Below are 15,408 nucleotides of genomic sequence, written 5' to 3' on the forward strand. Positions count from 1 at the left end.
ATTATACCGGATTTTTGACAATTTCTCTACCTTGTTTTTAGCGATGCCCAATCGCAACTCTTTCAAAAAAAGGATATACTGACTGTTGAAAAAGGAGCACAGTCATAGGAGGCTGAATAATGACGGCACAGTGGGCGGCAGTCTGTATAAAATTGTTACAAGGGGCTATTTACGAAAATGAGGAACCTGAGGCATGGAAGCTCTTGCAGCAATACCGGCGTGAAATTGCCGCATATTTTGACCAAATCGGTATCAGCCTCTTTATTGAGCCGGCCGACGGCTGCGCATTTTAGGCTTTCTTAAAAACTTGAGCGAAAAAGACCTCAGCAAAACAGGTGATGCAGATATTGACCCTGCGTATGAAGTCTGCAGAATAATACGGGCAAAAGTCAGTGTCGATTTCTTAGCGGAATTCAAAGAGCGGCTGCAAAAGCTTTAGAAACCGGCTAAACCAATATTTCCCGGCAGCCGGGCGAATTCTAAGAAAGATTGGCTATTTCAAATGTTCGGGCAATAATTCTAAAATTGATATAATTTTATGGAGGTAAACAATGATGATTTATGATTATTCGGTGCAGGATGCACAAGGAAACGATGTTTCACTCAGCAAATATAAGGGCAAAGTTCTGCTGATTGTAAATACGGCAACAGCCTGCGGATTTACGCCGCAGTACAAAGAGCTGGAAGAAATCTACGAAAAATACCACGATAGCGGTTTTGAGATAATCGATGTGCCGTGCAATCAATTCGGTGAGCAGGCTCCCGGCACGGATGCGGAAATTCACACATTTTGTACACTGCATTACAACACGAAGTTTCCACAAATGAAAAAATCGGATGTAAACGGAGAACACGCGCTGCCGCTTTTTACCTATTTAAAATCACAAAAAAAATTTGAGGGGTTCGGCGCAGGAAAAATGGCGGAGACGTTGAGAGATTTTATTCAAAAGATCGACAGCGATTATAAAAATACCCCCGACATCAAATGGAATTTTACTAAATTCGTTATTGCCCGGGACGGCACTGTCGTTGCCCGCTTTGAACCGCCCGCCCCTATGTCCGATGTTGCAGCATGTGTTGCGGGGTGTGTGGAGAATTTAGAGGGGAAGTAGGGAAATTCAAAAAAAGGAGTGACTGGCATCTACCTCGATTTCGATACGCCGGACAGAAAGCGCAATATTAAAATGGAAAAAAATAACCGTTGTGCCCGTTTGTATAAATCTGTGAAGCAGCGGTGTAGGTGCGTCGGTTCCTCACTATACCGTAACGATATAATAATTGCCGTGAATGTCAATAGCTTGCTATTAAAGTTCTTCATAGTAATTTCGCCATAGATAAGCTGAGCTTTTTAAATTGTTGCAGAACTATACGGATATATTTATGATTTTACCAGTTTGTACAAACGTTTGGTAACGGCAATTAAATTGATGGATATACGTTGATGCCCCCTGAATTCCCGATTATACGACTTTTTGGAGGTATCATCGATAATCCGCTAGAAGGTGCGATGCAGCCGCTCTCTTTTATACGGTAACTATCGGTGAGGGGAAGATAACCTACCTCATGCTGTCCCGTTATACCCTGTGCGCACCATCTCCTGCCTCGCAGGCAAAAAAGGAAGCTGTCAGTCCTGTTTTTTCGGTGTAGGCATTGCCGACGCGGGCGGTAAATTCCGCAATGGCATCTTTTTGCACTAAGGCAATGGCACAACCGCCGAATCCCGCACCGGTCATCCGCGCGCCTAAACAGCACGGTTCGGCATTAGCGGCATCGGCAAGCGTATCAAGTTCAAGACCGGTGACTTCATAGTCGCGCCGCAGCGAGTCGTGGGACGCCTTGAGCAGCGCCCCGAGTTTCTGCAAGTTACCGGCTTTTAGCGCCGCGACCGCTGCAAGAACCCGCTCATTTTCTGTAATGCAATGCCGCACCCGTTTAAAGATACGCTCATCGGCTATCGCTTCGGCAACCATACCCAAATCGGCGGAAGTCAAATCGCAGAGATTATAAATAGGCTTAATCTTCTGTAAAAGAGCAAGTCCTTCCATACATTCGGCGCAGCGTTCATTGTACTTTGAGTCTACTAGCGCACGCTGCTTATTGGTATTCATTACGACAATGCGGTAATCACCGAGTACGAGTGGTACATATTCATACTCAAGCGTCGCCGTGTCGAGCAGCATCGCGCACTCTTTTTTACCCATTGCAATACTGAACTGATCCATAATTCCGCACTGCATATTCATAAAGACATGCTCGGACTCCTGCCCCATCTTGGCAAGTTCTACCGGATCAACCTTAAAGCCGAACAATTCGTCGACCGCTCGTCCGAAGCCTACTTCCAGCGCAGCCGATGAAGAAATACCGCCGCCTGCCGGCAGTTTACTGAAAAACAGTACCTCAAAACCGCTTGTCAGTTTGTATCCGCCTTTTTGCAGCATCGCGAGCATACCGTTCAAATAGTTCGCATACTGATTTTCTCTCCGGTAGCAAAAAGTTTCCGTAGAGGAAAATTCAAGTGCGCCCGGAAACCGGATATCATCATAGATAATCTTGGTGTCAGACCGCTTGCGCAAAAGCACATAGAGATACCGGTTAATCGCCGCAGGGAACACCTTCCCGCCATTATAGTCGATATGCTCCCCGATAATATTGATACGGGCAGGGGAGGCAATCATCATGATTTCTTCCGTACCTGCTCCATACCGCTCGATAAAGGCCTTGGTCAATTCTGCCTTCATCTTATCTTCCGGCAAATCGGTTAAAAACTGTATAAATTCATGCTGTGTCATAGTGCCCCTCCCTTTAGGATTATCACAGCAGACTATTTTTTAACAACCCCGCAGAATAATGAGGTTGCTTAACCAGAATTGAACCTGCGGTTCAAATGGTTGCTCAACCTCATTATTCTGCGATTCTGATTTATCTGTCTGCTGTGATAATCCTTCTGCTAAATAAAATAAACTGTGTGAAATTTTTGACAAAATTTCACACAAAAGGTAAGCAACCGTTTGAAATATTTTTGGTACGGTTGCCTTATTCTGTTGTCCAACGGTTACTCTTATTTTCGGCATTAGTGGGCTGGTGTTTTATAACCAGTACTTACAGTACCGATGAAAGATCGGCGACGACGGTGTCGATCCGTCTGTTGCTGATATGGGTGACAGTAAAGGTTATCCGGTTGCAAGTGAGCCTCTCATTAGTATGCGGCAGATAGCCCCATTTTTCAAGTAGGAAACCGCCGAGTGTGTCATAATAATCGGAGTGAAAATCGGTGTGCAGCAATTCGTTGCAATCTTCCAGTCGCAGAGCGCCGGGAAGGATAAGCTGCGACGTATTGATAAAGCGGACCGAACGCATCGGGTCGTTCCGCGCCTTGCCATACTCATCCTGCACCGTACTGAACACTGCGGCAATGATATCATCCATCGTAATGAGTCCCGCCACACCGCCGTGTTCATCGATGACGATTGCAATATTTTGCATATTGGTATTCATCGCTCTGATAATCGAAAGGATGGAAGCGCTTTCGGGTACAAAAATTGCAGGGCGCTGCAAAGCCGCAATTCCGGGCTTCCTCCGCTCCTGCACGGCAAACAGCAGTGTCTTATAATGGATAATACCGGTAACGGTCTTTGTTTTGGAATCGTAGACAGGCAGGCGAGAAAAACGGCTGCGACGGAACTGTTCGATAATCTGCGAGAAAGTCGCGGCGGAATTAACGTAAGTAATCGCCGTACGCGGCGTCATAATATTGCGGAGTTTTACGTCCTGCAGCAAAACGGCTTTGCGCAGCAATGCTTCTTCTCCGGCAGCAAGGGCGCCGTCTTCTTGCCCGATATGCACGAGCAGTTGGAGATCTTTTTCTTTAAGCGTATCCGGCGTTGTTTTTGAGCGGGCATTACACAGCCTGAGTACCACTTTTGTCAGCAGCGAGAATACCGCCACAATGGGACGGAGTACGGTGTAGCAGACATACAACGGCAGCGAGGCTTTTTTACCGATTGATTCCGCCCGTTCGGCTGCCAGCGCTTTAGGGAAAATTTCGGCAAGGATGATGATCAGCACGGTAATAACCGCAGTTGCTGCAGGGACGGCCTGCGCACCGAACACATTGAGGGTAAAAGCAGTGATGAGTCCCGAATTGAGCGTATTGACAAAATTGGTACCGATAAGCGCGGTTGTAACAATTTTGTCCTTCATCTCCACCAGCCGAGCCAACCGTTGAGCATTCCTGCGGGAACTTTTTTTAAGACTGCGATATTCCGGCCGCGTAATAGCCGTTACCGCGGTTTCGGTACCGGAAAAAAAGGCTGCACAGGCGAGTAGGATAATTATTTCAACACTGATAATAATAAGATTCATTCTTCCGCCTGCATCCGCACTTCAACTTGCTCAATGCGGTTTGCTTCAACCTTTGTTACGGTAAAAAGATACGGTTCAATACTGATCGAATAACCGGCTGCCGGAATTTCTCCTGCTTTTTCCATAATGTAGCCGCCGATGGTATCGCTATACTGCGATTCAAGGTTGAGGTTCAGCTTTTCGTTTAAGTCGGCAAGCCGGGTAATGCCTGCGATGGTGAAGGCTTCCTGTTCTTCAGCTCCATTACGAGCGGTTCCTGTATTATCGCTGCCTATACCATCAGCTCCTGTCCGTACCGGTGCGCTTGGTGATGCACTTGTCGGCATGGAGTTTGATGCGATCTCCGCAGGTGTTATACCGAATTCATTTGCTGCCGATGTTGCGTCGGCTTCGGTTGCTGCTATAGCCGCTGCCTGCCCTGATTTACTTACCGTCGATAGAGCTGGTGATGTGTTATCGGGTATAGCCTGTGTCGTTTCTGCCGTATCAACGTGTATGCTTGCATCCGCCATAGCGGTGTGAGTGTCCACGTCTGCCTGTACATCATACTCATCAAAAATATTGCCGAATATTTCTTCGCTGACATCCTCAACGGTTATCAGCCCTGCAGTGCCGCCGTACTCGTCAAGTACAATCGCCATTGTCTGCTGCTCGGTATGGAATTTTTTTTCCACTTGAGCGAGCTTCGTTGTTTCAAACACAAAGAGCGGTTTACGCAGATAGGTGCTTACCTGAAAGGTGTCGCTTTCGTCCAAGTATTCGGGAGAAAAAAGGAAGTCTTTAATATAGAAGAAACCTTGTATATCATCGATATTCGTGCTGTATACAGGGAAGCGTGAAAATCGAGATTTTTTTGATAGCTCAATGATTTCTGCTGCGGCTGCTCCAATATGAATTGCTGCAATGTCACGCCGCGGCGTCATTACGCTGCGGACGGAAAAATCGCCGTAGCGGAGAATATTCGTCAGCACGGTGCGTTCATCGCTGCCGATAAAGCCGCCCTCCTCCCGTGCCTGAAAAAACTCGCGTAAATCTGCCTCGGTAACGGCTGCTGTGTTTTGTGCTTCACGGATACCGCAAAGCCGCAGCAGAACACCGGTAACTGCGGAAAAAAGCGTAACAATCGGCGAAAGAATTGCCATCAATAATAGGATGAAGTGGGCAAAGGCAAGACTCAAAGCATCGGGGTACACCAACGCAATTGACTTAGGTAAAATTTCGCCGAAGATCAATAGCAGTACCGTACCGGCAGCGACCGCAATACCCAGTCCGGAATCTCCGAATATCCGCAGCGCAGCAGCAGTCAGCACTACGGAAATAGCGATGTTGACAATACTGTTTCCTATTAAAATCGTCGATAAAAATTTTTGTTTGTTTTGCAGAATTTTTTCCGCCCGTGCCGCTGCACGGTTATTCCGTTCGCGCAAAAAACGCAGCTTGAGCTTATTCAAAGACAAGAACGCCGTCTCCGCCGATGAAAAAAACATCGACAGCAAAAACAGCGCCAATAAACTGACGAGAAGTAATAGCGTATGCGGGGGTTCTCCAGTATCCATATTCGATAGACTATATTAGAAGGAATTTTTAAAAATGTCAATTTTCTTATTAAGAGTGCTTCCTGCTTGACAAAATATGATACGGCATATACCTTTTTATTAGGAATATCATTCTTAAAGGAGGAAGATATGAGAAAAGAATTCCGCATTACGGCGTTGATAGTAGGTATCCTTTCTATTATTGCGGGTATCTATATGTTCGTCAGCCCGATTACCAGCTTGGCGTCGCTTTCATTTTTTTTAGCAGTGGTCATGTTTATAAACGGTGTGTATGAAATTATCCATTATTTTGCAGACAGAGAAGATCATATCTTGATTGTTTTGCTGAACGGTATCCTCACCATTCTGCTTTCAATTCTCGTATTCTCCAGTCCTTTGTTCACAGCTGCAACCTTTATTCCGTATCTATTTGCTTTTTGGATATTGTTCAGCGGCATTACGCGGCTTGCCACCAGTTTTAAAATTCGCTACATAACCAGAAGAGGCGGCTTTTACTTACTGTTAGTCGGCATATTGGGCATTATCTGTGGCATCGTCATGCTAATGCATCCACTCTTTACCAGCCTGTTCGTCGCGTACATGATCGGCTTCGACTTTATTTATCACGGTATTATCAGTATCGTTTTATTCTTTAGAGGACGGTAAACGATTAGAAGATACTCATCAACTGATGCATGATACTGTGCATTAGTTGATGATAAGTTTTTTTATCATGCGATAGCCCGATTCTGTGGAGATTTTCAAAAAAAGCCTAATACCTTTGCCATCACCTGTTTGCGAGCTTGTCATTTATTGGGTATTTCTTGTATATTCCGTATATATTTCATATATGGTATAATTCCACCGCGAGTGAGGTAAACTATGAGTCGTCATTTAAAAAGAACAGTCTCCATTTTTTTCTGCATCGTAGTAATACTCCCTTATCTCATCATTTTTACCGCTTGCCGCGATACACGGGAAGCAATCCTTTACCTCTATAATTGGACATACTACACCCCCGATTCCGTTATCCAAGCTTTTGAAAAAAAATACAATGTCAAAGTTGTCTACGATGATTTCGCTTCAAACGAAGATATGTTTGCCAAACTCATGGCCGGTTCAAAAGGTTACGATCTGGTAGTTCCATCGGCAGACTATGTTTCAATCATGATCAAACTTAACATGCTTGAACCTATCGATGTATCAAAAATCCCGAATATTCGCTATCTGCGTCCGGAGATCCTCACTCGAATCGACTACGATCCAAAAATGGAATTTTCAGTGCCGTATTATATGGGAGCCGCTGGTATTGCAGTAAACACCAAAGAAGTGCCCGATTATGAGCGCAGCTGGAATATCTTTGAGCGGAGTGATTTAAAAAACAGAATGACAATGATGGATGATATGCGGGAAGTGCTCGGTGCTGCACTAGGTTTTTTAGGTTACCAGCCGAACAGTACGGATCCCAGTGAACTGGAGCAGGCATATCGGTTGATCCAAAATGATTGGAAACCGAATCTCGTAAAGTTTGATGCGGACGGTTTTGCAAAGTCTTTCGCATCGGGAGACTTTTTGGCAGTGCAAGGATACGCGGAATCGATTTTTGCGGAGTTGCAAGAAGATCAAACACAGGATGTCGATTTTTTTATTCCGCAAGGCGTTCATTCAGCCCTGTATATCGACAGCTTCTGTATTCCCGAAGGGGCTCCTCATCCGGAACTTGCACATGCCTTTATCAACTTTGTGCTTGAACCTACCGTTTATGCCGAGTTCTTAGATACATTCGGCTTTCCAGCTTCTATCCATACGGAGGCAGGGTACTACCAAAAGAAACGACCTCACTACGCACTCGACGATCTTAAAGATTGCATTCTCAAACAAGACCTCGGTGCAAACTTAGAACTGTATAACAGCTTTTGGCAGCGGATCCGTTTTACGCCATAGGATAAGCCGCCGTTCTCCAAAAAATTTTATTGCCGTTTTTCCATTTTGTGCGTAGATTTATTGTATGAACATAGACAAATACACAGTGAAAGCACGTGAGGCGTTGCAGGATGCAGCCTCACTTGCCGAACAGGACAATCACAGTCAGATTGAGCCGGTTCACCTCTTATACAAACTCTTGGATCAAGAGGAGGGGATTGTACCGCCGCTCATTGAGAAGATCGGTGCATCAACGGATCAAATCCTCGATGCGCTCGATTCTATTTTGGATAAAAAACCGCGGGTAACCGGAGACTCTGCGCAGGTATATATGTCGCCGGTTTTAACAAAGCTCTGCGCTCAGGCGGAAAAGATCGCCGCTTCGCTCAAGGACGAGTATGTTTCCACGGAGCATCTTCTCCTTGCGCTTACTAAAAGCGATGACGAGGTAGGTGAACTGCTCCGCTCGCATGGCATTACCTACGATGCGGCGTTGAGAGCCTTAAAGGATGTGCGGGGAAATCAGCGGGTTACGAGCGAAGATCCCGAAGCGACGTTCAACAGCCTCGAAAAATACTGCCGCGATTTAACGGAACTTGCACGGGAAGAAAAAATCGATCCCGTTATCGGACGCGATGAAGAAATCCGGCGGGTGATGCAGGTACTTTCGCGCCGCACTAAAAACAACCCCGTATTGATCGGTGAGCCGGGGGTCGGTAAAACCGCTATTGTCGAAGGGCTTGCCCGCCGGATTGTGTCTGGAGACGTGCCGGACAGCCTGCGCGGGAAAAAGCTCTTGTCGCTTGACCTCGGTGCCTTGGTTGCCGGAGCGAAGTTCCGCGGCGAATTTGAGGAGCGCCTCAAAGCGGTTATCTCCGAGGTGCAAAAAGCCGAGGGCAGCATCATCCTCTTTATTGATGAGCTGCATACCCTTGTCGGTGCCGGTGCGAGCGAAGGGGCGATGGATGCTTCCAACCTCTTAAAGCCTGCATTGGCGCGCGGTGAGCTGCGGGCGATCGGCGCTACTACCTTGGATGAGTACCGCAAGTATATTGAAAAGGACAGCGCCCTTGAGCGCCGCTTCCAGCAAGTATACTGCCCCGAACCGAATGTAGAGGACACCATTGCCATTCTGCGCGGCTTGCAGGAAAAGTACGAAATACACCACGGTGTGCGCATTAAGGATGAGGCACTGATTGCAGCAGCGGTGCTTTCCAACCGCTATATCACCAACCGCTTTTTGCCGGATAAGGCAATCGACTTAGTGGACGAGGCCGCCAGTAGGCTCAAAATGGAAATTGAAAGCCAGCCGGTTGAGCTTGATCAGGTGGAACGCAAAATCCTCCAGATGAACATCGAGAAGGTGTCGCTTTCAAAAGAAACGGACGCTGCTTCAAAAGAGCGGTTGGAAAAGCTGGAGCAGGAGCTGTCCGACTTAACCGAAAAACGGAATGTGATGCAGGCGCAGTGGCAAAACGAAAAGACCCGCATCAACGAGTCGCGGAAATATAAGGAAGAGCTTGAGCAGCTGCGCCGCGAAGAGACGCAGTTTACGCGCGACGGCAATTTGAATAAGGCTGCCGAGCTGAAATACGGACGCATACCGGAGCTGGAAAAAAAGATCGCCGCCGTTACTGCGGAGCTTGCAAAAAAAGCGGGCAGCAGTGGACAGCTTCTCCGCGAAGAGGTGTCCGAAGAGGATATCGCGAAGATTGTTTCGATGTGGACGGGAATTCCCGTTGCAAAGATGCTGGCGAGCGAACAGCAAAAGTACCTCGATCTGGAAGCAGTATTGCAGAAGCGGGTTGTCGGACAAGATCAGGCAGTACAGGCGGTTGCCGATGCCATTAGACGGAACCGGGCAGGACTTTCCGACCCCAACCGACCGCTCGGTAGCTTCCTCTGTATCGGGCCTACCGGTGTGGGTAAAACCGAACTGGCGCGCACCCTTGCGGACTTCCTCTTTAACGATGACAGGGCGCTTACCCGTATCGACATGAGCGAATACATGGAAAAACATTCGGTGAGCCGCTTAATCGGAGCGCCGCCCGGCTACGTGGGCTATGACGAAGGCGGACAGCTGACTGAAGCAGTCCGCCGCCGTCCGTACAGCGTGGTGCTCTTTGATGAAATCGAAAAAGCGCATCCCGATGTGTTCAACGTTTTCTTGCAGATACTGGATGACGGGCGGCTGACGGATGGACAAGGCAGGGTAATCGACTTCCGCAACACGATTATCATCATGACGAGCAACCTCGGTTCGGAGCTAATTCTGTCGGCGGACACTCCAGAAGAAATGACTGCGCAGATTAAAGACCTGCTCAAACAGCATTTCCGCCCTGAGTTTTTAAACCGTATCGATGAGCTTTTAACCTTTAGACGGCTCGGCAAGGAGCAAATCCGCAAGATCGTCGACATCCAGCTGCAGGCTGTTTCCGCACGGCTTGAAGCACGCCGCCTGCATTTGACTGTAACGGATGCTGCAAAGGACTTCCTCGCCGATATCGGCTACGATCCCTTGTACGGTGCGCGTCCTTTAAAGCGGGCTATCCAAACCGAACTTGAAAACAAGCTGGCAAAAGAGTTGCTTTCAGGTGCTTTCGTCGGCAAGACCGACATTACGGTGGATGCCGGAAAGGGCGGCTTGACGTTCAAGGTGTAAAATCGTTAATAGGTAAAACCTAACAGCTCCCTTAGATTTAGATACGATGTTTAAAATTAAGCCATTATTGTAAAGACTTAATTTTAAACTCGCGGGGATGTCCCGAAAGTAACCGATTTTCGAGACATCCCCATTGCCCTGTCTTTTCTTCTCCACATATTGCCTTTTTCCGATAGAGATTTAGAAAGGTTCTCTCCGCTTACTTCAACTTCCCTTACCGATTCACTCATTCTACTTTCTGCATATCACTTTAATGTTGCACGGTGTTTCATCAAGCATCCGTTTGCATTCAAACATATCTTCAACCTGATGCGCTTTCAGTTCGGCAAAGAATGATGCCAATAGCTCGTAATCGGTGCTGTTGAGCACAAAAAGAGGTTTTTCGTCGGGATCGGTCTTTTTATCAAGGTATACTTCCAACTCCGTTAATGAAGCGTTGAGCGTAATAGCAAGCTGAATATGCACGGCATCTATACCGGTAGACAGTACCAGTTGCGGAATATCGTTTACCCTGATTATTTCGCTATAGCTTGATCCGATCTGCCATTCAGGATCTTCAAGCGCTTCCATTCGCTCTTTAAATGCTTGAGGCGGCAGTGTGAGTGATTCCGTTTTTGCATCTTTACCGAAAATCTTCTGCGCCGTTTCGGTAAAGATTTTTGCAATTTCTTTTATACGCGGTCTTCTCTCTTTCCATGTATGCGGATAGCCGTTTTCTTCACTCTTCTTTTCTATAATCTCGTAATAGGTATTGCTATTAAAAGTCCAGTATTCATAAAGTGCATACAGAAATTTCGGCAATAAGGTATACTGTGCAAGCGGTATGGTAAAAGATCTATCATATATTTTATTGTTCTCCTCATCCCATTCATCAAAAAACAAACAGAGTTCCAATTCCGTATTATTATCTTTAAGCAATACATCGGTGTAGATATGAAAGGCTCTCCAACCATCTATTGTTTTCTCATCTTTATTTTCAATTATAAATGAATATGAAACGCATCGAGGTTTTTCCGGTACTGTAATTTCCTTCGTTTTCCCCGTTGTTGAGATCCCCTGATAAGAGCCTTTCATATTTAAACTAAAAGAATAAAATTTATCTTTCGAAGCATTCGGGTCCAATAAATTATACAGTTTGTCAAGCGGTGTATTATTCTCTGATGGTTTACCTATGATTGGACATATTCTCCGAATACCACCGGACTTATGTGGAATCAATTCAAAATCTTCTTTTCGTTGTTCGGTAATTTTATCGATACAATACTTAAAGACTTCCGTATGAAAAGCCTTGAGCTCTGCAACTTCTTGTTCCGTCGATTGATAGGTAAGCGTTTTCTCTCTCACATAATTATGGGCTGCATAGGCAAAACCGCAAAACTGTTTATATTCACTCACCGGCAGGGTAAAGAGTGCCTTCTCTCCCGTACGATAAAGTTCGAAATATACTTCCATCCGAGTTCCGTCATCTGAAAGTACGATGCCGAATTGTATCTCAGGGTAATCTATAGTCGAACCGGACGAAACTAAAATTTGATCTTTCGGATAGTTTTCAAGATCATCCGGTTTCTTAGAATACCAATTTGGTTTTTCCCAATTCTCTTCCTTTTGACGTAACAGAGAAAAACAGTCATTTAGTTCTTTGCAGAGATCGTCTATTGTTTTACTTTTAACTGCTGTGCTAAAGGATACATCATTTTTAAAAAAATCCGTGCTGCATTCTTGTACGATATTTCTGCATAAGATTTTCAGCATAGCATCTGTTTTACTTTTCCGTTCACGTAATTTTTCAATGCAGTCATATTCTTCACTATTCCTATAACTATAGGAATGCACTCTAAAGGGATATCGTTCAGGGTTCAGATAGTCCTGCATTTTTTCGAAAATAATCTTCAAAGGTTCTTTTGACCCAAAAAAGCTTCGCTCCAAAGAATCACAGTCTGCAGTAACCGAATATATCGGTGTGAGATTGTTCTTCGACTTTACACCGAGAAATAGTTCTATCCGTAAGCCGTCATCGCTGAGGGCAAACGCCATTTGGCATTTAACGTGATAGCACCACACGTAAAACACTTTCTGCTTAAATTCAATATGCTTTTGATAACTTTCATCGCAGAGCCAATGGTTATGAAAAGAGCACTCATAAGAATAATCATTCGAACCTAACAAGCGTAAGTCCTGCCATGTTTTGCGGAATTTTTTACGGGCAAAAGTATTCCATCGTTCCGTTATTATTCTTTTATAGTTTTCACGGATTATACTTTCGTTTGTTTCTATCGATTTGAGTTCCAATAATTGCCGAGCATCATCAATAATGCCGTGCATATTCCGTACATATTGAGGAAGTTTTTCAAAATTACCGTTATGCAAATGAATAATTGTACTTTGCGGCAGCGCTTGCCATTGCTTTATATTTTTTGACTGTATGTTGTCGGATAACTGATAATGAAGCACGCTGTAAGGATGAGGTAGTAAGCTTCTTAATTGGGAAGAGTGTCTATTTTTTTGACATGCTTTGACAAAATCAACCGTTTTTTGCCAGCGTTTTTGCTCATCTTCCGTACAATTAAAAATAAGCGGCGTATCATCGGTTCGGTCGGCATCGAGTTTTGCAAAGTGCAGCGTAATGTATATCAAATATATCAGTAATTCAAAATCAAGTTTTTCCATCCAGTCTGACTGTCCGGTAAACATGATTTCAAGGAATTCTTTTACCTCCGTATAAAATTCCTTACCGAAATCTTCAAAAAGGTTAAATTGAATAACATCATCATCCATCGAAATATTTCCCTTGGAATCAAATACGGCATCCCAGCTTTTATTGGAGCTGTCAGGAAAGAGAATAAGGCAAATGGCTGAAAAAATATGTTCAAGCTTCTGCTGCAAGAACGGAACTGCAATACTATCCGACAGCTGTTGTTCTTTAATACGTTCAAGGTACTGTTTTATATCATAGAGCGCATACAAAAGGCGCTTGGGTTTTTCAAGTACTGCGCCTACTGCATGATGAAGGGAAAAATGAGTTTCCATATTTCTATCTGCAGAATAGAAAAAATGATTTTCGATGCAGCTCTTATTTAAATTTCGATATTTTTGTTCGTCTGTGTATTTCTGCTTTGTAGAAGGATTATAACTTTCAGATAAGGAATCAAACCAGAGTCTAAACGTAAAATCAGGACGCACAAGAGAAAATTCGTTACTCCATGTTTGTCCAAAAGATACTACCGGTTGCCATAAAAACGGAAACGAAAAACCGCAGTCCAATCGTTTAAGAAAATCGAGATTATCAGCGAGCCTTTTTTCTTTTTTTATTTCTTCCGAATCGCTTTTTCTTCTCTTATCTCTCTTTTCTTTTTTTTCATCTTTTGGAAAAAGGGGCAAAATACGGTGCTGCATTTCGGCTGTAAAATCAAGCTGTTCAAGCAGGCTATATTTCTTATTCGTTAAAAAATGCGTAACGGTATAATAGAGATGCAGTAAGGCTTCGTTACTCGTAAAATAGCTGCTTTTGTTCAAGGCGGTAAAATCAACAGTATCAAAAAGCATTTCCGTCTTTATACAACAAAGCGCTATCAGCCGATTCAATACTCCTGCTGCGTATTCAGCTGCACTGTTATTCGGTGAGAAAGACCGAAATAGGATGTCGAGCAGCTTTTTACATTCTTGTTGTTCGGAATTTTTGCCGCTTCTTATATATGATTGCGTACACAAAAGTTCCCACAGCGCACCTAAGAACATTGTTTGCAGCAACTTCATCCGTGTATTACTGAACGGTCTACTATCCTCTACATCATACTTAAAACAGCGCTCAGGAAGATCATTCAAATACTGTGCCTCAAACATGGAATATTTAGCCCCATTTTCTATTCTGTTATATTTCAATGAACGATAGATATCTGCATTATGTGAAATTTCACTTTCATGAATGCACGGGAAATATTGTTGTAACTCAGTGAATGTTAGATGTCTACTTGCCCGTTCAAGTAAAAGCGTCAATGCAGGAAATTCGGTAATTTTATCTTCTAATGATTCGAATGCATCTTTAAAGTATTGTTTATATGTATCAGCCTTAGAACGAGTATCAAGCGTCTTGAAGATATCGGTATGCTTGTGTTGATCAAAACCGAAATAGTCATTGAAGAGCCATATAACAGCCTCAAGATTGTATATGTAATATCTGCTTGGGTCATTATATGCTTTATGATCTGACAGACTCGTAGGACGATTGTTGCGATGAGCAAAGAGCTTCAGCATATCCCGCGCTTCTTCAGCATTAAGCTCGGTAGGTAATAATTTTGTAGGATCGATATTTTCTTTAGTATCAACATTGCGGACAAAAGAATCCCTGTATGCTCTATTGACGATAAGATTATTGAGTAAGGTGAAAAAACGGTTTATATCGTCTCGATAAAACTGAAAGAAACACAGTAGGCGTGTATGCTCGCGATAAAATGCAGAGGCATCTCCTTTGAGCGTTTCGAGCACGTCAAAAACAAGCTGCACGGTACGTTCTTCATACGGCACATTTCTATTCAGATGACGTTCAAGAAGTTTACATAGAATATCATCAATACAAAAAGAAATATCGACAATATAATCATTACTATAGCCTCCAAGCGTTTTTGCGATAATCCATAATTGAGCAATTTCCGCAAAAAAAGCGCTGTCGTCCAACGGTACTTTTTTCGGTTTTACATCGGCGGCTTTTTTCCGTTTTTCTTCCGTATCAATACAAAAATGATTGTTTGTAAGACTGCTTTCACCATAAAGTTCTTTACAGTAACCCCAGAGTTCCGGTTCCAGCGGCGCTATAATTGTGTCCACAGTATAGCGAATACCGTTTTTTATCAGTTCACCTTCTTTTATATAGGTGTATAAATCGCAGATAATTTCTTTTAATAAATCATTCATTTTACTTCTCCTCATATT

11 protein-coding genes are annotated in these 15,408 nt (G+C 44.2%); 6 read left to right on the plus strand and 5 right to left on the minus strand.

The window, feature by feature from the left end; genetic code table 11:
• Positions 1 to 119 precede the first annotated feature (119 nt).
• The 3 genes from ABH09_RS01880 to ABH09_RS01885 all read left to right on the plus strand — a co-directional run bounded on the left by ABH09_RS01880 (position 120) and on the right by ABH09_RS01885 (position 1,112).
• Positions 120 to 293 (plus strand): DUF4194 domain-containing protein, encoded by a 174-nt coding sequence (locus ABH09_RS01880; protein WP_253714989.1) that lies wholly within the window; start codon positions 120 to 122, stop codon positions 291 to 293.
• A gap of 14 nt (positions 294 to 307) precedes the next feature.
• Positions 308 to 439: a hypothetical protein gene (locus tag ABH09_RS12865; protein ID WP_256481808.1), complete on the plus strand. Its 132-nt coding sequence runs from the start codon at positions 308 to 310 to the stop codon at positions 437 to 439.
• A gap of 112 nt (positions 440 to 551) precedes the next feature.
• A complete protein-coding gene (locus tag ABH09_RS01885) occupies positions 552 to 1,112 on the plus strand; it encodes a glutathione peroxidase (protein WP_162662266.1) in 561 nt (186 codons plus the stop codon).
• A gap of 462 nt (positions 1,113 to 1,574) precedes the next feature.
• Here the strand turns inward: ABH09_RS01885 and ABH09_RS01890 are convergent, their stop codons facing one another.
• Genes ABH09_RS01890 through ABH09_RS01905 form a run of 4 tightly spaced genes read right to left on the minus strand, consistent with a single transcriptional unit; the run spans position 1,575 to position 5,918 of the window.
• On the minus strand, positions 1,575 to 2,789 hold the full coding sequence (locus ABH09_RS01890) for a galactokinase (RefSeq protein WP_253714990.1): 1,215 nt from the start codon (positions 2,787 to 2,789) through the stop codon (positions 1,575 to 1,577).
• Positions 2,790 to 2,828: 39 nt separating this feature from the next.
• Positions 2,829 to 3,071, minus strand: coding sequence for a hypothetical protein (locus ABH09_RS01895; RefSeq protein WP_162662267.1), 243 nt, complete (start codon positions 3,069 to 3,071; stop codon positions 2,829 to 2,831).
• Between the two features lie 28 nt (positions 3,072 to 3,099).
• Positions 3,100 to 4,362: a hemolysin family protein gene (locus ABH09_RS01900; RefSeq protein WP_253714991.1), complete on the minus strand. Its 1,263-nt coding sequence runs from the start codon at positions 4,360 to 4,362 to the stop codon at positions 3,100 to 3,102.
• Positions 4,359 to 5,918, minus strand: a complete 1,560-nt coding sequence (locus ABH09_RS01905; RefSeq protein WP_253714992.1) for a hemolysin family protein — start codon at positions 5,916 to 5,918, stop codon at positions 4,359 to 4,361. Before ABH09_RS01905 ends, ABH09_RS01900 begins: the two co-directional genes overlap by 4 nt.
• 129 nt (positions 5,919 to 6,047) lie before the next feature.
• On the opposite strand from ABH09_RS01905, the gene ABH09_RS01910 reads away from it, so the two are divergent.
• From ABH09_RS01910 to clpB, 3 genes are all read left to right on the plus strand, one after another.
• On the plus strand, positions 6,048 to 6,563 hold the full coding sequence (locus tag ABH09_RS01910) for an HdeD family acid-resistance protein (protein ID WP_162662270.1): 516 nt from the start codon (positions 6,048 to 6,050) through the stop codon (positions 6,561 to 6,563).
• A gap of 216 nt (positions 6,564 to 6,779) precedes the next feature.
• Complete coding sequence (locus ABH09_RS01915; protein ID WP_162662271.1) at positions 6,780 to 7,841, plus strand: extracellular solute-binding protein; 1,062 nt, start codon at positions 6,780 to 6,782, stop codon at positions 7,839 to 7,841.
• 64 nt (positions 7,842 to 7,905) lie between these two features.
• On the plus strand, positions 7,906 to 10,482 hold the full coding sequence (gene clpB / locus ABH09_RS01920; protein ID WP_253714993.1) for an ATP-dependent chaperone ClpB: 2,577 nt from the start codon (positions 7,906 to 7,908) through the stop codon (positions 10,480 to 10,482).
• A 231-nt stretch (positions 10,483 to 10,713) separates the two neighbouring features.
• On the opposite strand, the gene ABH09_RS01925 is transcribed toward clpB, so the two are convergent.
• Positions 10,714 to 15,390, minus strand: coding sequence for a hypothetical protein (locus ABH09_RS01925; protein ID WP_253714994.1), 4,677 nt, complete (start codon positions 15,388 to 15,390; stop codon positions 10,714 to 10,716).
• Between the last annotated feature and the right edge of the window lie 18 nt (positions 15,391 to 15,408).

The sequence above is a fragment of the Treponema sp. OMZ 803 genome (genome assembly GCF_024181165.1).
Taxonomy (GTDB): Bacteria; Spirochaetota; Spirochaetia; order Treponematales; family Treponemataceae; genus Treponema.

Coding starts and splice junctions, on each gene's coding strand:
- ABH09_RS01915 (WP_162662271.1), top strand. CDS start 6,780: ATGAGTCGTCATTTAAAAAGAACAGTCTCCATTTTTTTCTGCATCGTA.
- ABH09_RS01925 (WP_253714994.1), bottom strand. CDS start 15,390: ATGAATGATTTATTAAAAGAAATTATCTGCGATTTATACACCTATATA.
- ABH09_RS01905 (WP_253714992.1), bottom strand. CDS start 5,918: ATGGATACTGGAGAACCCCCGCATACGCTATTACTTCTCGTCAGTTTA.
- ABH09_RS01900 (WP_253714991.1), bottom strand. CDS start 4,362: ATGAATCTTATTATTATCAGTGTTGAAATAATTATCCTACTCGCCTGT.
- ABH09_RS01880 (WP_253714989.1), top strand. CDS start 120: ATGACGGCACAGTGGGCGGCAGTCTGTATAAAATTGTTACAAGGGGCT.
- ABH09_RS01885 (WP_162662266.1), top strand. CDS start 552: ATGATGATTTATGATTATTCGGTGCAGGATGCACAAGGAAACGATGTT.
- clpB (WP_253714993.1), top strand. CDS start 7,906: ATGAACATAGACAAATACACAGTGAAAGCACGTGAGGCGTTGCAGGAT.
- ABH09_RS01890 (WP_253714990.1), bottom strand. CDS start 2,789: ATGACACAGCATGAATTTATACAGTTTTTAACCGATTTGCCGGAAGAT.
- ABH09_RS01895 (WP_162662267.1), bottom strand. CDS start 3,071: ATGCCGAAAATAAGAGTAACCGTTGGACAACAGAATAAGGCAACCGTA.
- ABH09_RS01910 (WP_162662270.1), top strand. CDS start 6,048: ATGAGAAAAGAATTCCGCATTACGGCGTTGATAGTAGGTATCCTTTCT.